This window comes from Aestuariibaculum sediminum (genome assembly GCF_014596945.1).
Classification (GTDB): Bacteria; Bacteroidota; Bacteroidia; order Flavobacteriales; family Flavobacteriaceae; genus Aestuariibaculum; species Aestuariibaculum sediminum.
On sequence record NZ_JACVXB010000002.1, the window covers coordinates 623005 to 643108 of the forward strand.

Genomic DNA, 20104 nt, shown 5'->3' on the forward strand with positions numbered 1-20104 from the left:
GCAACTTGTATTTATTATATTTGAATTTGATAAGAAAGCAACCATAACATACACCTTGTTGTAAACGGGGTTTGTAGATATAAATTTAACATATTCACATGAAATTATTAGAAGGTAAAACCGCCATTATCACTGGAGCGAGTAGAGGTATTGGTAGAGGTATTGCGCAGGTTTTTGCTGCGCAGGGTGCAAATATTGCATTCACATACAGTTCGTCTGTTGAAGCTGCTAACGAATTGGAAAAAGAATTAAATGATTTAGGTGTAAAAGCGAAAGGTTATAAAAGTAACGCTGCAAGCTTTGAAGAAGCTCAAAAACTAGCGGACGACGTTGTTGCCGAGTTCGGGAGTATTGATGTATTAATTAATAATGCAGGTATTACCAAAGATAATTTGTTAATGCGTATTTCTGAAGAGGATTTCGATACAGTAATTGAAGTGAATTTAAAATCTGTTTTCAACATGACAAAAGCTGTTCAGCGTACCATGTTAAAACAACGAAAAGGTTCTATTATTAATATGAGTTCTGTTGTTGGTGTTAAAGGAAATGCAGGACAAACCAATTATGCAGCTTCAAAAGCTGGTATTATAGGTTTTTCTAAATCTGTAGCTCTAGAATTAGGTTCGCGAAACATCCGTAGTAACGTAGTTGCTCCTGGTTTTATTGAAACCGAAATGACGGCTAAATTAGATGAGGAAGTTGTTAAAGGCTGGAGAGCTGGAATTCCATTAAAACGTGGAGGCACGCCTGAAGATGTTGCTAATGTTTGTGTGTTCCTAGCAAGTGATATGAGTGCCTATGTTACAGGTCAAACTCTAAACGTTGATGGTGGAATGCTAACCTAATCAAGTTACCGCGTGCAAGTAAATACTATTTTGAAAATTTAAAATTATTTAATGAGTTCTGAAACTCTGTTGTACATTATTGGTGCTGGAATAGCTGCTATCGTTATAGCAGGTTTTCAGTATTTTAAAAACAAAAAAAGCATGTCTACTTTAAACATGCTTTTTTTGTTTTTGCGCTTTATCACTGTTTTTTCCATTTTATTACTCTTAATTAATCCTAAATTCCACCAAAACGTAATTACTTTAGAAAAACCAGAATTAGTTATAGCTTTAGATAATTCTGCTTCTGTATCTTATTTGAAGCAAGATGTTAAGGCAAAAGAATTAATTAATAAAATTACAAGCGACAAATTAATTCGGAATAAGTTTAATGTAAACACTTACCTTTTTGGTAGCGATTTAAAACGTTCCGATTCTATATCTTTTAATGAAAAAGAAACAAATATAAACCAGGCGTTTTCTAAATTAGATCAAATTTACAAGCATAATAATGCGCCAACAATTTTAATAACAGATGGAAACCAAACCTATGGTAATAACTATGCATATGCATATAACGATTACAAACACCCCATTTACCCTGTTATTTTAGGAGATACGGTATCCTATACCGATTTAAAAATAGAGCAACTTAATGTAAATAAATACGCTTATTTAAGAAACAAATTTCCAGTTGAAGCTATTTTAGTATATAATGGAAATACATCAGTAAATTCTAAATTTTCAATTACAAAGGGAAATACAGTTGTGTATAGTCAAAATATAACATTCTCAAAAGAGAAAAACTCCACTGTTATTAATTTTACATTACCTGCAAATCAAGTTGGGGCGCAAGTTTATAAAGCACATTTAGAAGTATTGAGTACTGAAAAAAATAAGGTAAATAATTCTAAGAATTTTGCAGTCGAAGTCATTGATCAAAAGACAAAAATAGCAATTATAAGTGATGTTATTCATCCAGATTTAGGTGCTTTTAAAAAGAGTATTGAAAGTAATGAACAGCGATCGGTTTCAATTTTAAAATCAAATCTAGATATTTCACAAATAAATGATTATCAATTATTTATTTTATATCAGCCAAATAATAAGTTTAAACATATTTTTGAGGCATTAAATAAGAATAATAAAAATCGATTCATTATTACAGGTCCTAAAACCGATCTTGTTTTTTTAAATGAATACGCTAAAAGTTTCGAATTTGAAATTACAGGAAACACCGAAAATTACCAAGCAGCTTTAAATAAAAATTACACACCCTTTTTAGTTGAAGATATCGATTTTAAAAATTTACCGCCGTTATTTTCGAATTACAGTTCTTTGATTCCTTTGGCGCCATATGAGACCATTTTATCAAAGACTTTAAATGGTGTCGAAGTAAATGAACCTTTGTTGTTAACTCTTGAGCAACAAGGTAGGCGAGAAGCATTATTATTAGGAGAAAATATTTGGCAATGGCGAGCTCATAGTTATGTGCATAGTAAAAGTTTTAATGACTTTGATAATTTTATAAATAAACTGGTTCAATATTTGGCATCTAATAAATTAAAAAGTAGATTAAACATCGAATATGATGCTTTTTATAATGGGTCTAATGGCATAGTAATTTCTGCGGAATATTTCGATAAAAATTACATGTTCGATACGCGTGAAATGCTGAATATTATTGTAACAAATAGCGATACTAAACGTTCTCAAACTTTTCCGCTTATTTTAAAAAATAATAGTTATGAGGTGAATTTGAGTAGTTTACCTCCGTCAGATTATAATTTTACAGTTAAAGCAGAAGGAGCAAATATATCTAAATCAGGACGTTTTACAATATTAGATTATAATGTTGAAGAGCAGTTTTTAAACGCCGATGTAACAAAACTCCAACAGTTAGCTTCTAATAGTAAAGGAAAATCCTATTTTATAGATAGAGCCAATAATATTATTGAAGATATAATAAACGATAGTAGATATCAAACCATTCAAAAGAGTCATAAAAATAGTAGCCCCTTAATAGACTGGTCGTATTTATTGGCTATTATAGCTATTTGTTTAAGCGCGGAATGGTTTTTAAGAAAATATAACGGATTAATTTAAACTTAAATATAAATTTATACATGGAAAAATTACCAAAAATTGCACTACCAATTGTATTTGTAGTGATTGTTATCATCATAATATTATCGAAATCAACAGTAACCATTGGTTCTGGAGAAGCTGGAGTTTTATATAAAACTTTTGGTGGAGGTGTAGTAACCGACGAACCGCCATTAAATGAAGGATTTCATATCGTAGCACCGTGGAATAAAGTGTTTCTTTATGAAGTACGTCAGCAAGAAAAATTAGAAAAAATGAATGTGTTATCATCTAACGGGTTAGATATTAAGTTGGAGGCTTCAGTTTGGTTTCAACCTAAATACGACCAATTAGGTAAACTTCATCAGGAAAAAAGTGAGCAATATATCGATCGGGTACTATTACCGGCTATTCGTTCTGCTGCACGTAGTGTCGTGGGTCGCTACACACCTGAACAATTGTACTCGAGTAAGCGTGATGCAATTCAGCAGGAAATCTTTGAAGAAACTCAAAAGATTGTTGACGGTCAATATATTCAGCTCAATGAGGTTTTAGTTAGAGACGTAACTTTACCTCCAACGATTAAAGATGCTATTGAGCGCAAACTAAAACAAGAACAAGAATCTTTAGAGTACGAATTTAGATTAGTAACTGCTCAAAAAGAAGCCGAAAAGGTAATTATTGAAGCTCAAGGAAAGGCCGATGCTAATAGAATATTAAGCGCTTCGTTAACCGATAAAATATTACAAGATAAAGGTATTGAAGCAACCGTGAAACTATCAGAATCACCAAATAGTAAAGTTATTGTTATTGGTTCAGGAGATAGTGGAATGCCTATTATTTTAGGAAATCAGTAACCGTTAGATTATAATATTTTCGAGTTTAGTATTTATATTTTGAAAATTAGTTAAAAGAAACTTATATAAATTTTTAAAAGTTAAATACTAAAAAAAAAGAGTCACTTTATTTGGAATACTAACTATTTATTTGAAATATTTGTGAAACGAAATAAAGATTTTTCATGAAATTTATTCAAAACCATCATCATCATTTTCAAATTTGCTCTCAAGCGAACTGAAAATGTATTGAATAAATTCAACATATTTTAGAACCCGTTTGAGACCATCAAGCGGGTTTTTTATTTAAACCAACTAATGGTCTTAAACTCATAAAAAAAGAAAAAACTAATGAGTAAATTACGAATTGCAGTACAAAAAGCTGGTCGTTTACACGACGAATCTATGGAATTACTAAAAAGTATTGGTATTTCTATCGACAATGGAAAAGATCAATTGAAAGCCTTAGCTAAAAACTTCCCTGTAGAGGTTTTTTATCTACGTAATGGCGATATCCCACAATACTTAAAAGACGGTGTTGTAGATGTTGCAATTATTGGTGAAAATGTATTGATTGAAAAAGGTGAAGGTATTGGCATTGCTGAAAAACTAGGGTTTTCATCTTGCCGAGTATGTATTGCTGTGCCAAAAACCATGAAATATAACGGATTAACCGATTTAGAAGGTAAGCGTATTGCTACTTCTTATCCTAATACGGTTCAAAAATATTTAGATAGCAAGGGGATTTCGGCAAATATTCATATTATTAATGGGTCCGTTGAAATTGCCCCTAATATTGGTTTAGCAGAAGCTATTTGTGATATCGTTTCCAGTGGAAGTACCTTGTTTAAGAATAATTTGAAGGAAGTGGAAACTTTACTAAAATCGGAAGCTGTATTAGCTGTTTCGCCAGTATTAACCAAGGAAAAGCAAGCTATTTTAGATAAAATTCAATTCAGAATACAGTCGGTTTTAAAAGGTCGAGAATCTAAATATGTATTATTAAATGCACCGAACGACAAAGTTCAGGATATCATAAATGTATTACCAGGAATGAAGAGTCCTACGGTTTTACCGTTGGCTGAAGAAGGATGGAGTTCTGTGCACTCGGTAATTAGTAAAAATGAATTTTGGGACGTTATCGATGAACTGAAGGCCAAGGGAGCGCAAGGCATTTTGGTTTGTCCAATCGAAAAAATGGTACTTTAATACCTAACTTGTTTTAAATAAAGATATAATGCAGGTAATAAATAATCTAGATAGAGCAGATTGGTTAACGGTATTAAAACGACCAACACAAACCGTTGATGATATTGAAACCACGGTAAACATGATTTTTAATAAGGTTCGAATAGAAGGTGATGCCGCTATAAAAAAGTTTACCACACAGTTTGATGGTGTTGATTTGACATGCAACGTAGTTTCAGAAGAAGAAATTCGAGAAGCAGTCAATGCCGTATCAGAAAATTTAAAAAATGCCATCATTCAGGCGAAACAAAATATTGAAACGTTTCATAAAGCACAAAAAACTGATAAAGTTGACGTTGAAACCACTAATGGTGTTTCTTGTTGGCAGGAAAAACGCCCTATTGAAAAAGTAGGTTTATATATTCCTGGAGGCACGGCGCCCTTATTTTCTACGGTTTTAATGCTAGCGGTACCTGCTCAAATAGCGGGTTGCAAAGACATAGTTTTGTGTTCTCCACCAAATAAAGAAGGCAAATTGGCCAACGAAATTTTGTTTGCAGCGCAACTATGTGGTGTAACTAAAATTATAAAAGTAGGAGGTATTCAAGCTATCGCTGGACTAACGTTTGGAACGGATATTATTCCGAAGGTTTATAAAATTTTCGGACCTGGAAATCAGTTTGTAACAGTAGCGAAACAGTTGGCAACCAAATTTGGTGTGGCTATTGATATGCCAGCTGGCCCGAGTGAGTTACTTGTTGTTGCGGATAGCAACGGAAATCCAGCTTACATAGCTTCAGATTTATTAAGTCAGGCCGAACACGGCACTGATAGTCAGGTTATTTTGGTGTCTACTTCGAAAGAATTGATAAGTAAGGTGTTAAATGAAGTTGAAAAGCAACTAGATGTACTTCCGCGTAAAGCGATTGCTGAAAAATCTATCGCTAATTCTAAACTTATTTTTGTTGAAAATGATGATTTAGCTTTAGAGTTAATAAACGAATACGGTCCCGAACATTTTATCATTTGCACGAAAAATGAAGAATTTTACATTAACGGTATAGCCAATGCGGGTTCGGTTTTTGTAGGAGATTACACGCCAGAAAGTGCTGGCGATTATGCATCAGGCACGAATCATACCTTGCCAACTAATGGTTTCTCTAAAGCGTATTCGGGTGTTAATTTAGATAGTTTTCAAAAGAGTATGACCTTTCAAAAAATATCAAAAGAAGGTTTGTTAAATATAGGAAATACTATAGAGCAAATGGCAGAAGCAGAAGGATTACAAGCGCATAAAAATGCCGTTTCAATTCGATTAAAAGATATTGAATAATGGATATAAAAGATTTATTAAGACCTACTATTAAGGCTTTAAAACCATACAGTTCTGCTCGTGATGAATTTCAAGGAGCAACAGATAACATGGTGTTTTTAGATGCAAATGAAAATCCCTTTGAAAATGGTGTGAATCGTTATCCAGATCCATTACAACGTGAGTTAAAATCGCTGTGGTCGGAATTAAAAGGAGTATCTGTTGAAAATATTATGTTTGGAAATGGGAGTGATGAAGTACTCGATTTAATATACCGCGCTTTTTGCGAGCCAAATCAGGACAATGTAATTACCTTGCCGCCAACCTACGGCATGTACGAAGTATTGGCCAATTTAAACGCCATAGTCATTAAAAAAGTGAACTTAGATAACAATTTTCAGCCTAAAGTAGATGAGATTTTAAGTACTGTTGATAAAAACAGTAAACTTCTTTTTATCTGTTCGCCAAACAATCCTTCGGGAAATAGTTTTTATTCTGAAGCTATTACAAGATTAGTTTCCGAATTTAAAGGAATTGTGGTCATTGATGAAGCTTATATCGATTTTTCAAAAGAAGAAAGTTGGGTGTCAAGATTAAACAATTTTCCAAATTTAATCGTAACGCAAACCGTTTCAAAAGCTTATGCCATGGCGGGTATTCGTTTAGGTATTTGTTATGCCTCAGCAGAAATTATTTCAGTTTTAAACGCTATAAAACCGCCTTATAATATTAACGAGCTAACACAAAAAAAAGCTCTGGAATTATTAAATGTTAAAGGTTTAGCTGAAAAACAAATTACAGACATTCTGTTAGAACGTGAGAAATTAATTGATGCTTTAAAATCTATAGATTTTATTTCAAAAATATACCCAACCGATGCCAATTTTGTCTTGGTAAAGGTAGACGATGCCAACAAACGTTACAATCAATTAATCGAAAAAGGTATTGTTATTAGAAACAGAACAACGCAGCCCGGCTGTGAAAACACCTTGCGTTTAACAGTTGGTACGGCTGATGAGAATGAGATATTGGTAAAAGCATTTTTACTAATATCGAAATCCTGAACTTGTTTCAGGAACCCATAGAATGAATGAACAAAGGTAATTTTAAATATTACTGTTACATATTAAGCAACAAGAACAGAACTGTGTTGTACATTGGTTATACTGAGAATTTAAAGAATAGAATAAATCAACATCTAAATGGTAATGGAGCACTTTTTAAAAAAAAATATAACGTTACTGGATTAGTTTATTTTGAAGAATTTTCGGAAAAAAAAGTAAAGCAAAACAAAGAGAAAAACAATTAAAAAACTGGAAAAAAGAGTGGAAATTGAATCTCGTAAAAGAATTTAATCCTTCTTTAAAAACCTTAGATTTAAATTAAAAAGAACCTGAAATAAATTCAGGTTTGATTAACAAGTTAATCATGAAAAAAGTATTATTTATAGACCGCGACGGTACTTTGGTTTTAGAACCACCAGTAGATTATCAGCTAGACAGCTTAGAAAAACTGGAATTCTACCCTAAAGTATTTCAATATATGGCAAAAATTGCCAACGAATTAGATTACGAATTAGTCATGGTAACCAATCAGGATGGTTTAGGAACCGATTCCTTTCCTGAGGATACCTTCTGGCCGGCACAAAACAAAATTATTAATGCCTTTGCTAAAGAAGGTGTTGAATTTTCAGATATACACATTGACAAAACGTTCCCCCACGAAAATGCTCCAACTCGCAAGCCAAGAACAGGGCTTTTGACAAAATATTTTTCTGAAGATTACGATTTAGAAAACTCATTTGTTTTAGGTGATCGCATTACCGACATGGAGTTGGCCAAAAATTTGGGCGCAAAAGGTATTTATTTATCTGAGGATCCTAATTTGGGCGCTGATGAAATCGAAACCTCTAAACAGGATATTTACGATGCTATTGCATTAACATCAACCGATTGGAAAGAAATCTACGAGTTTTTAAAACTGAAAGATCGTGTTGCTGAAATTACCAGAAACACCAACGAAACTAAAATTTATATTAAATTAAATTTAGATGGATCTGGTAAAAACGAGATTGAAACAGGCTTATCCTTTTTCGATCACATGTTAGACCAGATTGGTCGTCACGGTGCTATGGATTTAACCATAAAAGTAGATGGCGATCTGGAGGTTGACGAGCATCATACTATCGAAGACACAATGATTGCTTTAGGCGAAGTATTTAATAAAGCATTAGGAAATAAACTGGGTATTGAACGTTATGGTTTCTGTTTGCCAATGGACGACTGTTTAGCTCAGGTCGCTGTTGATTTTGGTGGAAGAAACTGGCTGGAATGGGATGCCGAATTTAAACGTGAAAAAATAGGAGATATGCCAACCGAAATGTTTTTTCATTTGTTTAAATCCTTTACCGATGGCGCAAAATGTAATTTAAATATAAAAGCAGAAGGTGTAAACGAACATCATAAAATTGAAGGTATTTTTAAAGCTTTTGCAAAAGCCATGAAAATGGCGGTAAAACGTGATGCGAATAAAATGTTTTTACCATCAACAAAAGGTATGTTGTAAATGAAATTAGTTATTATAAATTATGGAGCCGGAAATATTAAAAGCATACAATTTGCTTTTAAGAGACTGAGAGTAGATGCTATATTATCTGATAACCCAGAGGAAATCCTGGCTGCCGATAAAATTATATTTCCTGGTGTAGGTGAAGCAAGTAGCGCTATGGCTATGCTGCAAGAAGCTGGTCTTGATAAACTTATCCCTAAATTAAAACAGCCTGTCTTAGGAATTTGCTTGGGGATGCAGTTGCTTTGTGAATTTACTGAAGAAGGGAATACTAAAGGATTAGGCGTTTTTAAAACGGTTGTAAAACGCTTTGAAGATTCCGTTAAAGTACCTCAAATGGGTTGGAATGTTATTAAAGATTTAAAATCTAATCTTTTTAAAGGTATTAAAGAAAAAGAATACATGTACCTCGTCCACAGTTATTACGCTGAACACTGCCCAGAAACCATATCAACAACCGATTATGGTATAAACTATGCTTCGGCATTACAACATAAAAACTTTTATGGTGTGCAGTTTCATCCGGAAAAGAGTAGCTTAGCAGGAGAACAACTTTTAAAAAACTTTTTAGAACTTTAATATGAGAATTATACCAGCCATAGATATTATAGATGGAAAATGTGTCCGACTAACAAAAGGTGATTATGACACAAAGAAAATATATAACGAGAATCCATTAGAAGTCGCTAAAATGTTTGAAGATGCAGGAATTCAATACTTACATTTAGTAGATTTAGATGGTGCAAAAGCCCAGCATATTGTTAATTACAAGGTGCTTGAGCAAATCACATCGAAAACAAATTTAAAGATAGATTTTGGTGGCGGATTAAAAACCAATGAAGATTTACACATCGCATTCAATTCGGGAGCTAGACAAATTACGGGCGGAAGTATCGCAGTAAAAGACGCCAAAACCTTCGAGGGTTGGATTTCTAAATACGGGTCTGAAAAAATCATTTTAGGTGCCGATAGTAATAATGGTAAAATTGCAATAAGTGGGTGGCAGGAAGATAGTAATGAAGAATTAATTCCGTTTATTCAAGGATATCAGAAAAAGAGCATTCAGTATGTAATTTGTACCGATATTTCAAAGGACGGCATGTTACAAGGCCCTTCAGTTGAACTCTATAAACAAATTATTGAAAAATGCTCCAATGCAAGCAATGGACAATCTATTAAACTAATTGCCTCAGGAGGTATTTCAACTATCGAAGAATTACCTGTGTTAAAAGAAATTGGTTGTGAAGGGGTTATTATAGGAAAAGCTATTTATGAAAATAGAATTACCTTAAAACAACTTGAAAAATTTGTATAATATGCTAACAAAACGAATTGTTCCCTGTCTTGATATTAAAAATGGTCGTACCGTGAAGGGTGTTAATTTTGTGGATTTACGTGATGCAGGAGATCCAGTGGAATTAGCTAAGCAATATGCAGAAGTTGGTGCCGATGAATTAGTTTTTTTAGATATATCGGCCACCTTAGAAGGGCGTGGGACTACTCTAGATATGGTTTTACGCGTGGCGGAACAGGTTAATATTCCGTTTACTGTTGGTGGAGGGATTTCTTCGGTTGAACACGTTGATGCCTTGCTACAATCAGGTGCCGATAAAGTATCTATTAATTCATCGGCTGTAAAGCGCCCGGATTTGGTGAACGAATTGGCTGATAAATTTGGAAGTCAGTGTGTCGTTGTTGCCATTGATGCCAAACAAATTGATGGAAAATGGAAAGTGCATTTAGCTGGAGGAAGTATTCCGACTGATATAGATTTATTTGAATGGGCTAAAGAGGTAGAAGAACGTGGTGCAGGTGAAATTTTATTTACTTCTATGGATCACGATGGCACAAAAAACGGATTTGCAAATGAAGCTTTAGCAAAACTTTCCGAAGAATTAAATATTCCAATAATAGCTTCTGGTGGAGCTGGTAATGTGCAGCATTTTGTAGATACTTTTAAAGAAGGAAAAGCTGATGCAGCTTTAGCTGCCAGTGTTTTTCACTTTGGAGAAATACCTATTCCTAAATTGAAGAAAGAATTAAAAGAACATAATATAGAAGTACGGCTTTAGCCGCTATACTGAACCTGCTTCAGTACTTATAAATTTAAAAATCATGACTATAAAATATGATAATGACGGACTTGTTCCAGCTATAATCCAAGACGCTATATCGAAAACAGTTTTAATGTTGGGGTATATGAATGCTGAAGCTTATGAAAAGACTTTAGAAACTCAAAAAGTCACTTTTTATAGTAGAAGTAAAAAGCGTTTGTGGACTAAGGGTGAAGAAAGTGGAAATTTTTTAAATCTGGTTTCAATCAAAAATGATTGTGATAACGATACGCTGTTGATTCAAGTAAACCCTCAAGGACCTACTTGTCATAAAGGCACAGACAATTGTTGGGGCGAAAAAAACATATCAACTTACGGTTTCTTTTCAACTTTAGAAAATGTTATAAAAGAGCGCGTTGAGAACAAAGATACGAATACATCTTATGTTGCGAGTTTATTTGAAAAAGGTATTAACAAAGTGGCTCAAAAAGTGGGAGAGGAAGCTGTTGAAACGGTTATAGAGGCGATGGATAACAATGACGAGCTGTTTCTTTATGAATCTGCCGATTTATTGTTTCACTACCTCATGTTGCTTCAGGCTAAGGGTTTCACCTTAAAGGATATTGAAAAGGAACTTAAAGGAAGGCATAAATAAATAAATAAATAAAAAGGTATTAGAGTTTTCTAATACCTTTTTATTCATGGTTTGATATAATCTTTTATGTCTAAACGATCCATCGTTTTGCTATGGCTTTTTTGGAAAACCATACTAAAAAAGCTGCAAATCCAATGATACTTAATGTCATTCCTAAATTATCAGTGTGTCCTTGTATTAAAAAATAACCCATTTGAATAACAACTGCTACTAAAGAAATAACCAATAAACCATACGACCATTTTTTTCTAAGAAACAAACCCATTGAGCCAATAGTGGCTGTAAACACTGCTATAGCAAAAGCTGCGGTTAGCCAGGGTGGAAGTGTAGCGGCCAATTCTATTTGCTCGGTCGTCATAGACGCCTTCCAGCGATCCGTTTTAAAAGCTTGACCTAAATATTGATCAACCCCCATAAAATTCCATAATAAGGCAATGGCGCACACAACCCAAAACCAAAAAGGAGGCTTTTGTTTAGTATTTTTCATAATTACAGTTTGTTGGTTTCAATTTGTACTACACAATTTATAAAAATTTTGTCATAACTAATAAAATAAGTTTACTTTGCCCGCCTATTACATAAAGTGATGAAAAAGTATTTTTACGTTATAAATATTCAATATTTAGGGTATCGATTTCATGGTTGGCAAAAGCAACCGGATGTAAAAACCTTACACCTTATGGTTGATCGCACCTTAAATTTTGTATTACAAGGAAAGCCATTTAAAAGCTTGAGCTCAGGCCGTACGGATGCCATGGTGTCTGCAGAGTGTGCTGCGTTTGAATTATTTTTATCGGAGCCTCTAGAGGATATGCATGTCTTTTTAGAGTTATTTAATTACAACCTGCCGCAAGATATTCGTGCCTTAAATATAAGAGAGGTTGATGCTAAATTCAATATTATCAATCATTCTAAAATAAAGGAATACTTATATTTATTTACATTTGGTGAAAAATGTCATCCGTTTTGTGCCCCTATTATGACTACCATACTTGACGATTTAGATATTGAATTAATGAAAGAAGGAGCCAAACTGTTTCAAGGTGAACATTATTTTAAATCGTATTGTTTTAAGCCTACGGATAATGGGATCTATAACAGGGAAATTTTGACTTGCGAAATCGTTGAAAATAATATGTATACAGCAAATTACTTTCCAGAGAAATCCTATGTTCTTAGAGTCAAAGGAAAAGGTTTCATGAGAAATCAAATTAGATTGATGATGGGAACTTTAATCGATTTAGGTAAAAATAAATTGACCCTAGAGGATATTAAGTATAGTCTTCAGCAAGATGTTTTCGTAAAAATGGAATATATTGCTCCTGCTTCTGGTTTAATTCTTAATAAAATAGAATTTGAATAACAGATATGCTTTAGTAATTTTAGAACTTGAATAATTATTTCATTAAATAGAAACTGTTATGAGGCTAGTATCCAAAAATGTTTTTGAATTTTTTAAAAAATTAGAAAAAAATAATAATCGTGACTGGTTTAATGAACATAAAAAGGAATTCAAATCCATTGAAAAAGATATTAAAAGCTTTTATAACGAGGTTTTAGAGCATTTAAAAACACATGATGATATCGATAAATTAAAAATATTCAGAATTTATCGTGACGTTCGCTTTTCAAAAAACAAACTACCATATAAAACCCATTTCGGAGGTTCATTTCATCGTGTAAAACCCCAATTGCGTGGTGGTTATTATGTGCATATTCAACCAAACAACGAAAGTTTTATCGCTACCGGGTTTTGGCAACCAGAACCAGCAGATTTACTTCGAATTCGTAAAGAATTTGAAATGGATGCTTCGGAAATGAGAGATATTTTACAGGATAAGCAGTTTACTGAAATCTGGGGAGAACTACAAGGCGAAGAGGTAAAAACAGCGCCAAAAGGATTTAGTAAAACGCATGAAAACATTGATTTAATAAAGAAAAAGCAGCATATTTTTATTAAAAAATATACAGATGAACAGGTTTTATCTTCTAATTTTATTGAAGACATTAATATGTCGTTTAAAGCAATTCGCCCATATTTTGATTATATGAGCGATGTGCTTACCACCGATTTAAATGGTGAATCTTTAATTTAAATAGCTTTTAAGATTTCAGGTTTTTCAAAAACCTGAATATTGTCAATTAATCGTTGTTTTACTAAGTTCATCATCCGTTTGTTTAAGGCTGATGAATTTTGAATATAAATTAAATATTCTTCCACAGTAAATAATCCGATAATCATACCTTTTAAGGAATTTCTAAATTTCATATCCTTAATAATGGCATTTTCAATGTAATCAATACGTTTTTCTAAAGTTAAACTGTAAAATACATTTTTGTGTTTTGTTACGTAGTTAATAAAAACTTCATTCAATAAATTGCTCTGAAATTTTACGAGAGGTCGCAATACTAAATTCTGAAAACGTTCGTCACTACTCATATGATCATTTATGGTAGTGGTTTTAAATTCAGGTCGAATTTTCGTTAAATTAAGTTGTCTAGAATCCATAATTGTAAAGGTTTTATTAAATGTATTGAATATAAATGCTCGATTTATTGAGAATACTATTAATTGTTAACGAGTTTATTAACAACTCATATTTTTATTTTAATTTCATAGGGTAAATTCAAAGTAAAAACTAATCTCACTTAAAAAAAAAGCATACATGAAATTTCACACCAGGAAATGGGTAAAACCAGAAGATTTAAACGCAAATGCCACCTTATTTGGAGGGCGACTTTTAGAATGGATTGACGAAGAGGCTGCTTTGTATACCATTATTCAACTTGAAAACCAAAAAGTGGTTACCAAATACATGAGTGAAATAGATTTTAAAGCTTCTGCAAAGCAAGGCGATATTGTTGAAATCGGTATTGAAGTAGTTAATTTTGGAAGAGCATCACTAGTATTAAGTTGTGAAGTAAGAAACAAAATGACTCATGAAACGATTATTACGATTTCTAATATTGTAATGGTGAATTTAGGAGAAGACGGAAAAGCTAAACCACACGGTAAAACTGAAGTTGAATATGTAGCAGATCGACTAAAGTAATACGGTTATATGCCGGAATAAAGAAAGGTCAAAACGGCCTTAAAAAGTGGTTTTTAATTTAGTCGTTAGCTTATAGCTATATAAATCCCTATTATTGGTTAAAATAGCTATTAAAATTTCCAAAGCAATTTTGCGATTCTATTAAAAAATCGTCGATTTATATCATCTTCTTTAATAATCCTATAAAAATATCTTAGCGATGCACCTTATGTTTTAGTAAATGCTAAAAAAATTAGAGTATTTGTTAACTTTGTCTGCCTTGGTTAAAAAACCATATACTATAGCGATTCGCTAGGATTTAAAACTAAAATTTAGAGATATATAATTATGAGCAAGACATTGTTTGACAAAGTATGGGATTCACATGTTGTAAGGAAAATTGAAGGTGGACCAGATGTGTTTTTTATCGATCGTCATTTTATTCATGAAGTTACAAGTCCTGTGGCATTTCTTGGGTTAAAAAACAGAGGATTAAAAGTATTATACCCAGAGCGTACTTTTGCTACAGCAGACCATAACACACCAACTATTAACCAGCATTTACCGGTTGAAGATCCGTTATCTGCTAACCAATTAAAAGCTTTAGAAGAAAACTCTAACGAATATGGTATTAGCCACTGGGGTTTAGGACACAAAAAGAATGGTATTGTTCACGTTGTTGGTCCTGAAAATGGTATTACTTTTCCAGGAGCTACAATTGTTTGTGGAGATTCGCACACCTCTACACATGGTGCTTTCGGCGCTATTGCTTTTGGTATAGGTACGTCGGAAGTTGAGATGGTTTTATCTACGCAGTGTATCATGCAGCCTAAACCAAAGAAAATGCGTATTAACGTAAATGGCGAACTAAGCAAAGGGGTAACTCCTAAAGATGTGGCATTATACATTATTTCTCAATTGACAACATCAGGAGCTACTGGTTATTTTGTTGAGTATGCAGGTGATGTTTTCGAAAATATGACCATGGAAGGACGTATGACTGTTTGTAACTTATCGATTGAGATGGGGGCCCGCGGTGGTATGATTGCTCCAGATGAAACTACTTTTAATTATTTAAAAGACAAGCCACTTTCTCCAAAAGGAGAAGACTGGGATAAAGCTGTAGCACACTGGAAAACCTTAAAAACGGAATCAGACGCCACGTTTGATAAAGAAATTAATATAGATGCCGCCGATATCGAGCCAATGATTACCTATGGAACCAATCCAGGTATGGGTATTGGTATTTCTAAGCACATTCCAACTGCAGAATCTGTAGAAGGTGGTGTAGCGACTTTCAAAAAGTCTTTGGACTATATGGGGTATCAGGAAGATGACGCTATGGTTGGCAAGAAAATCGACTATGTGTTTTTAGGTAGTTGTACTAATGGTCGTATTGAGGATTTCCGTGCTTTTGCTTCTATTGTAAAAGGGCGTAAAAAAGCCGAACACGTAACAGCTTGGTTAGTACCAGGGTCACATGAAGTTGAAGATAAAATTAAAGAGGAAGGTATTTTAGATATCATTACTGAAGCTGGATTTACCTTAAGACAACCAGGATGTTCGGCATGTTTAGCAATGAATGACGATAAAATTCCTGCAGGTAAATACGCAGTAAGTACCTCAAACAGAAATTTTGAAGGACGTCAAGGGCCAGGGTCAAGAACCTTACTTGCTAGTCCGTTAGTAGCGGCAGCAGCGGCAGTGACTGGTGTAGTAACCGACCCTAGAGAATTATTATAATTATAGATTTTATATCAATAATTAAACATAAAAAAACAGAAATTAAAATGGCTTACGATAAATTCAATATATTAACAACAACTGCGGTTCCTTTACCGTTAGAAAATGTAGATACCGATCAAATTATTCCTGCACGTTTCTTAAAAGCAACTAAGCGTGAAGGGTTTGGTGACAACTTATTTCGCGACTGGAGATATAATAATGATGATACACCAAAAGAGGATTTTGTTTTAAACAATCCTATATATTCAGGTAAAATTTTAGTGGGAGGAAAGAACTTTGGTTCTGGTTCTTCTAGAGAACATGCTGCCTGGGCAGTTTACGATTATGGATTCCGTTGTGTGGTATCAAGCTTTTTTGCTGATATCTTTAAAAACAACTGTTTAAATATTGGCGTATTACCAGTACAGGTGAGCCCAGAATTTTTGGAGCAGATCTTTACAGCGGTTTATGATGACCCTAAAACAGAAATTGAAGTTAATCTACCTGAACAAACGATTACAATTAAGTCTACAGGTGCACAAGAATCTTTTGAGATCAATAGCTACAAAAAAGGCAATATGCTTAATGGCTTTGACGACATCGATTATTTACAAAACATGAAAGGTGAAATTGAAACCTTTGCAGAAAGTTTACCACTGTAATACATGGCATCTAAAAGAATTGAAATAATGGACACGACACTCCGTGATGGTGAGCAGACCTCAGGAGTGTCGTTTTCTGCTTCAGAAAAACTCACCATAGCGAAACTTCTTTTAGAAGAGTTAAAAGTAGACCGTATAGAAATTGCTTCGGCAAGAGTATCGGAAGGGGAATTTCAGGCGGTGAAAAACATCACTAAGTGGGCTAAAGAAAACCAGTATTTAGATCGTGTGGAAGTGTTGACCTTTGTCGATAAAGGCGTGTCTATTAACTGGATGATTGAGGCAGGGGCAACAGTTCAAAACCTGCTTACGAAGGGTTCATTAAACCATTTAACTTATCAGCTTAAAAAAACTGCAGACCAGCATTTTAAGGAAATTTCAGAAGCTATTGCCTTAGCCTATTCTAAAGGTATTAAAACAAACGTGTATCTTGAGGATTGGAGTAATGGTATGCGTAACTCCAAGGACTATGTTTTTGAGTTTTTGGAGTTTTTAAAAACCCAGAATGTAGAACGTATTATGCTACCGGATACTTTGGGTATATTAACACCTTCAGAGTCTTACGAATTCATTAAAGAAATTAAAAACACATATCCCGATTTACATTTCGATTTTCATGCGCACAACGATTATGATTTGAGTGTTTCTAATGTTATGTCCGCTTTAACGGCTGGTGCCGATGGGTTGCATTTAACAGTTAATGGCATGGGTGAACGTGCTGGAAATGCACCTATGGCCAGTACAATTGCTGTGATTAATGATTTTATGCCAGATATTGAAATTGGGGTTAATGAAAAGGTATTGTTTACTGTAAGTAAACTGGTAGAAAACTTTTCAGGTATTATGATTCCGGCTAACAAACCAGTTATAGGTGCAAATGTGTTTACCCAAACAGCAGGAATTCATGCCGATGGTGATAACAAAAAGAATTTGTATTTCAGCGATTTAATGCCAGAGCGTTTTGGTAGAACCCGTAAATATGCACTTGGTAAAGCTTCTGGTAAAGCAAATATTCAAAAGAATTTACAAGAACTAGGCCTTCAACTTAACGACGACGACTTAAAAAAGGTTACCCAACGTATCATTGAATTGGGAGATAAAAAAGAAGTTGTTACTAAGGAAGACCTGCCTTACATCATTTCGGATGTACTCGACAGTTATTCTTATGAAGAACACACTAAGGTGAACTCGTATGTTTTAACGCACGCAAAAGGGTTGAAACCTTCAACAACAGTGTCTATAACAATTGATGGAGAAACTTACGAAGAAGGAGCTTCAGGTGATGGTCAGTTTGATGCCTTTATGAAAGCACTGCATAAAATATATAATAAACGAGCAAAAAGTCTACCAGATTTAATTGATTATGCCGTTCGTATTCCTCCAGGAAGTCATTCGGATGCTTTGTGTGAAACCATAATTACCTGGAAAAATGGTAAAAATGAATTTAAAACACGAGGTTTAGATTCCGACCAAACGGTTTCGGCTATAAAGGCCACTGAAAAAATGTTGAACATTATCACGAGTTAAGTGGTTGGATAAAATAGATAAATAAAAAGATTAAAATAAATAAAGAATGAAATTTAATATAGCACTTTTAGCAGGTGATGGAATTGGACCTGAAGTGATAGAGCAAGCAGTAAAAGTAAGTGATGCTGTAGCTGAAAAATTTGGACACGAAATAACCTGGAAACCAGCTTTAACTGGAGCGGCAGCAATTGATGCTGTTGGAGAACCATACCCGGACGAAACTCACGAAATTTGCGCATCTTCAGATGCCGTTTTATTTGGTGCTATTGGTCATCCAAAATTTGACAATGATCCTACAGCTCCAGTAAGACCTGAACAAGGCTTATTAAAAATGCGTAAAAAACTAGGATTATTTGCCAATGTACGCCCAACGTTCGTTTTTCCTTCGCTTTTAGATAAATCACCATTGAAAAAAGAGCGTATTGAAGGAACCGATTTAGTGTTTTTCCGTGAGTTAACTTCAGGTGTTTACTTTGGTGAAAAAGGTCGTAAAGATGATGGCAACACAGCTTATGACACTAATATGTATACCAAAGAAGAAATTACACGTTTAGCACGTAAAGGATTTGAAGCAGCAATGCAGCGTTCTAAAAAATTATGTTGTGTAGATAAAGCTAACGTTATGGAAACTTCGCGTTTATGGCGCGAAACGGTTCAGGGTATGGAAAAAGAATATCCAGAAGTTGAAGTGTCTTACGAATTTGTAGATGCCGTAGCGATGCGATTAGTGCAATGGCCAAAAGATTATGATGTTTTAATTACTGAAAATTTATTTGGAGATGTTTTAACTGATGAAGCTTCGGTAATTTCAGGCTCAATGGGATTAATGCCTTCTGCATCATTAGGAACTAGTATTTCTTTGTTTGAGCCTATTCACGGGTCGTATCCACAAGCAGCTGGAAAAAATATAGCCAACCCGATGGCAACAGTGTTATCGGCAGCTATGATGTTCGAAAATTTTGGTCTTTTAGAAGAAGGAAAAGTGATTAGAGAGGCCGTTAATAAAGCCTTGGCGGAAGGAATTGTTACGGAAGATTTAGCCGAAGGAGGTAAAGCCTACGGAACTAAAGAAGTTGGTGACTGGTTAGCTAAGAATATCTAGTATAAAACAATAATTTTAAAATAAAAAATACCCGATAGAAAACTATAATCTATCGGGTATTTTTTTATAGTATCCTCTTTTTGTTATAATTAGATAAATGATTTTGAGTAATATTTGTCTATTTAACAATGTGTTTTCGTGCACAAATGAAAATGTAGTAAAAAACTGCAATACTCTTTATTTTTTTAGGTTTTTTCTTTCAATAACAGTAAATTTATCAAAAAAAAAAAGATATGAAAACATCATTTCTTGTCAGAGTATTGTTTGTAATTCCTGTAATGAACTTGCTATTTAATTGTTTTGAAAACAGAACAGAAAAGGAAGGAGTAATTGCTAAACGATCTTTTTATAAACTAAAAGATAGACCTGATAGAGAAATAGATTCTTTAAACGATGTTTATTGCTGTAATAATAAAAGGTCATTAACAAATTCGTGTAGCAAGAATCATATTAAAAATAAGTTTAAAGAATGTAAAGATTCATTACGTTAAAGTGAAACAGTAAAAGGGGAAGCCTTTAAAAATAGATATTAAT

The 20104-nt window shown here is 33.7% G+C and carries 21 protein-coding genes; 19 read left to right on the forward strand and 2 right to left on the reverse strand.

Annotation, left to right across the window (positions count from 1 at the left end; genetic code table 11):
- The first annotated feature begins 98 nt into the window (after nt 1–98).
- From fabG to hisIE, 12 genes are all read left to right on the forward strand, one after another.
- Nucleotides 99–845: a 3-oxoacyl-[acyl-carrier-protein] reductase gene (gene fabG, locus ICJ83_RS07390; protein WP_188229735.1), complete on the forward strand. Its 747-nt coding sequence runs from the start codon at nt 99–101 to the stop codon at nt 843–845.
- A 51-nt stretch (nt 846–896) separates the two neighbouring features.
- Nucleotides 897–2930, forward strand: a complete 2034-nt coding sequence (locus ICJ83_RS07395) for a vWA domain-containing protein (RefSeq protein WP_188229736.1) — start codon at nt 897–899, stop codon at nt 2928–2930.
- Between the two features lie 20 nt (nt 2931–2950).
- A complete protein-coding gene (locus ICJ83_RS07400) occupies nt 2951–3766 on the forward strand; it encodes a prohibitin family protein (protein ID WP_188229737.1) in 816 nt (271 codons plus the stop codon).
- Between the two features lie 330 nt (nt 3767–4096).
- Nucleotides 4097–4954, forward strand: coding sequence for an ATP phosphoribosyltransferase (gene hisG / locus ICJ83_RS07405; protein WP_188229738.1), 858 nt, complete (start codon nt 4097–4099; stop codon nt 4952–4954).
- A gap of 28 nt (nt 4955–4982) precedes the next feature.
- Nucleotides 4983–6266 (forward strand): histidinol dehydrogenase, encoded by a 1284-nt coding sequence (gene hisD / locus ICJ83_RS07410; RefSeq protein WP_188229739.1) that lies wholly within the window; start codon nt 4983–4985, stop codon nt 6264–6266.
- Nucleotides 6266–7309: a histidinol-phosphate transaminase gene (gene hisC, locus ICJ83_RS07415; protein ID WP_188229740.1), complete on the forward strand. Its 1044-nt coding sequence runs from the start codon at nt 6266–6268 to the stop codon at nt 7307–7309. Before hisD ends, hisC begins: the two co-directional genes overlap by 1 nt.
- Nucleotides 7310–7335: 26 nt before the next feature.
- A complete protein-coding gene (locus ICJ83_RS07420; RefSeq protein ID WP_223154637.1) occupies nt 7336–7554 on the forward strand; it encodes a GIY-YIG nuclease family protein in 219 nt (72 codons plus the stop codon).
- A gap of 119 nt (nt 7555–7673) precedes the next feature.
- A complete protein-coding gene (gene hisB, locus ICJ83_RS07425) occupies nt 7674–8810 on the forward strand; it encodes a bifunctional histidinol-phosphatase/imidazoleglycerol-phosphate dehydratase HisB (protein WP_188229741.1) in 1137 nt (378 codons plus the stop codon).
- On the forward strand, nt 8811–9392 hold the full coding sequence (gene hisH / locus ICJ83_RS07430; protein WP_188229742.1) for an imidazole glycerol phosphate synthase subunit HisH: 582 nt from the start codon (nt 8811–8813) through the stop codon (nt 9390–9392).
- 1 nt (nt 9393) lies between these two features.
- Nucleotides 9394–10128 (forward strand): 1-(5-phosphoribosyl)-5-[(5-phosphoribosylamino)methylideneamino]imidazole-4-carboxamide isomerase, encoded by a 735-nt coding sequence (gene hisA, locus ICJ83_RS07435; protein WP_188229743.1) that lies wholly within the window; start codon nt 9394–9396, stop codon nt 10126–10128.
- 1 nt (nt 10129) lies between these two features.
- On the forward strand, nt 10130–10885 hold the full coding sequence (hisF, locus tag ICJ83_RS07440) for an imidazole glycerol phosphate synthase subunit HisF (protein WP_188229744.1): 756 nt from the start codon (nt 10130–10132) through the stop codon (nt 10883–10885).
- A gap of 43 nt (nt 10886–10928) precedes the next feature.
- On the forward strand, nt 10929–11522 hold the full coding sequence (gene hisIE / locus ICJ83_RS07445) for a bifunctional phosphoribosyl-AMP cyclohydrolase/phosphoribosyl-ATP diphosphatase HisIE (RefSeq protein ID WP_188229745.1): 594 nt from the start codon (nt 10929–10931) through the stop codon (nt 11520–11522).
- Nucleotides 11523–11592: 70 nt separating this feature from the next.
- Here hisIE and ICJ83_RS07450 read toward each other — a convergent pair whose 3' ends face one another.
- Nucleotides 11593–12009: a hypothetical protein gene (locus ICJ83_RS07450; protein ID WP_188229746.1), complete on the reverse strand. Its 417-nt coding sequence runs from the start codon at nt 12007–12009 to the stop codon at nt 11593–11595.
- 99 nt (nt 12010–12108) lie between these two features.
- Between ICJ83_RS07450 and ICJ83_RS07455 the strand changes: the two genes are divergently transcribed.
- Both ICJ83_RS07455 and ICJ83_RS07460 read left to right on the forward strand, forming a co-directional pair.
- Nucleotides 12109–12885 carry a tRNA pseudouridine synthase A gene (locus ICJ83_RS07455; RefSeq protein WP_188229747.1) on the forward strand — a complete coding sequence of 259 codons (777 nt, stop codon included), beginning with the start codon at nt 12109–12111 and terminating at the stop codon, nt 12883–12885.
- A 58-nt stretch (nt 12886–12943) separates the two neighbouring features.
- Entirely contained in the window at nt 12944–13618 is a 675-nt protein-coding gene (locus tag ICJ83_RS07460) for a DUF2461 domain-containing protein (protein ID WP_188229748.1), read from the forward strand.
- Here the strand turns inward: ICJ83_RS07460 and ICJ83_RS07465 are convergent.
- Complete coding sequence (locus ICJ83_RS07465; protein WP_188229749.1) at nt 13615–14031, reverse strand: glyoxalase; 417 nt, start codon at nt 14029–14031, stop codon at nt 13615–13617. The two genes, ICJ83_RS07460 and ICJ83_RS07465, sit on opposite strands and share 4 nt — an antisense overlap.
- Nucleotides 14032–14188: 157 nt before the next feature.
- Between ICJ83_RS07465 and ICJ83_RS07470 the strand changes: the two genes are divergently transcribed.
- The 5 genes from ICJ83_RS07470 (at nt 14189) to leuB (ending at nt 19570) form a co-directional block, all read left to right on the forward strand.
- Complete coding sequence (locus ICJ83_RS07470) at nt 14189–14575, forward strand: acyl-CoA thioesterase (RefSeq protein ID WP_188229750.1); 387 nt, start codon at nt 14189–14191, stop codon at nt 14573–14575.
- Between the two features lie 327 nt (nt 14576–14902).
- Nucleotides 14903–16297, forward strand: a complete 1395-nt coding sequence (gene leuC / locus ICJ83_RS07475; RefSeq protein ID WP_188229751.1) for a 3-isopropylmalate dehydratase large subunit — start codon at nt 14903–14905, stop codon at nt 16295–16297.
- Between the two features lie 47 nt (nt 16298–16344).
- Nucleotides 16345–16941, forward strand: coding sequence for a 3-isopropylmalate dehydratase small subunit (gene leuD / locus ICJ83_RS07480; protein ID WP_188229752.1), 597 nt, complete (start codon nt 16345–16347; stop codon nt 16939–16941).
- 3 nt (nt 16942–16944) lie between these two features.
- Entirely contained in the window at nt 16945–18468 is a 1524-nt protein-coding gene (locus ICJ83_RS07485) for an alpha-isopropylmalate synthase regulatory domain-containing protein (protein ID WP_188229753.1), read from the forward strand.
- A 46-nt stretch (nt 18469–18514) separates the two neighbouring features.
- On the forward strand, nt 18515–19570 hold the full coding sequence (leuB, locus tag ICJ83_RS07490) for a 3-isopropylmalate dehydrogenase (protein WP_188229754.1): 1056 nt from the start codon (nt 18515–18517) through the stop codon (nt 19568–19570).
- The last annotated feature ends 534 nt before the right edge of the window (nt 19571–20104 follow it).

Coding starts and splice junctions, on each gene's coding strand:
- leuD (WP_188229752.1), top strand. CDS start 16,345: ATGGCTTACGATAAATTCAATATATTAACAACAACTGCGGTTCCTTTA.
- hisIE (WP_188229745.1), top strand. CDS start 10,929: ATGACTATAAAATATGATAATGACGGACTTGTTCCAGCTATAATCCAA.
- leuB (WP_188229754.1), top strand. CDS start 18,515: ATGAAATTTAATATAGCACTTTTAGCAGGTGATGGAATTGGACCTGAA.
- ICJ83_RS07470 (WP_188229750.1), top strand. CDS start 14,189: ATGAAATTTCACACCAGGAAATGGGTAAAACCAGAAGATTTAAACGCA.
- leuC (WP_188229751.1), top strand. CDS start 14,903: ATGAGCAAGACATTGTTTGACAAAGTATGGGATTCACATGTTGTAAGG.
- ICJ83_RS07455 (WP_188229747.1), top strand. CDS start 12,109: ATGAAAAAGTATTTTTACGTTATAAATATTCAATATTTAGGGTATCGA.
- hisB (WP_188229741.1), top strand. CDS start 7,674: ATGAAAAAAGTATTATTTATAGACCGCGACGGTACTTTGGTTTTAGAA.
- ICJ83_RS07420 (WP_223154637.1), top strand. CDS start 7,336: ATGAACAAAGGTAATTTTAAATATTACTGTTACATATTAAGCAACAAG.
- hisG (WP_188229738.1), top strand. CDS start 4,097: ATGAGTAAATTACGAATTGCAGTACAAAAAGCTGGTCGTTTACACGAC.
- hisD (WP_188229739.1), top strand. CDS start 4,983: ATGCAGGTAATAAATAATCTAGATAGAGCAGATTGGTTAACGGTATTA.
- hisH (WP_188229742.1), top strand. CDS start 8,811: ATGAAATTAGTTATTATAAATTATGGAGCCGGAAATATTAAAAGCATA.
- ICJ83_RS07450 (WP_188229746.1), bottom strand. CDS start 12,009: ATGAAAAATACTAAACAAAAGCCTCCTTTTTGGTTTTGGGTTGTGTGC.
- ICJ83_RS07485 (WP_188229753.1), top strand. CDS start 16,945: ATGGCATCTAAAAGAATTGAAATAATGGACACGACACTCCGTGATGGT.
- ICJ83_RS07400 (WP_188229737.1), top strand. CDS start 2,951: ATGGAAAAATTACCAAAAATTGCACTACCAATTGTATTTGTAGTGATT.
- fabG (WP_188229735.1), top strand. CDS start 99: ATGAAATTATTAGAAGGTAAAACCGCCATTATCACTGGAGCGAGTAGA.
- hisF (WP_188229744.1), top strand. CDS start 10,130: ATGCTAACAAAACGAATTGTTCCCTGTCTTGATATTAAAAATGGTCGT.
- ICJ83_RS07395 (WP_188229736.1), top strand. CDS start 897: ATGAGTTCTGAAACTCTGTTGTACATTATTGGTGCTGGAATAGCTGCT.
- hisA (WP_188229743.1), top strand. CDS start 9,394: ATGAGAATTATACCAGCCATAGATATTATAGATGGAAAATGTGTCCGA.
- ICJ83_RS07465 (WP_188229749.1), bottom strand. CDS start 14,031: ATGGATTCTAGACAACTTAATTTAACGAAAATTCGACCTGAATTTAAA.
- ICJ83_RS07460 (WP_188229748.1), top strand. CDS start 12,944: ATGAGGCTAGTATCCAAAAATGTTTTTGAATTTTTTAAAAAATTAGAA.
- hisC (WP_188229740.1), top strand. CDS start 6,266: ATGGATATAAAAGATTTATTAAGACCTACTATTAAGGCTTTAAAACCA.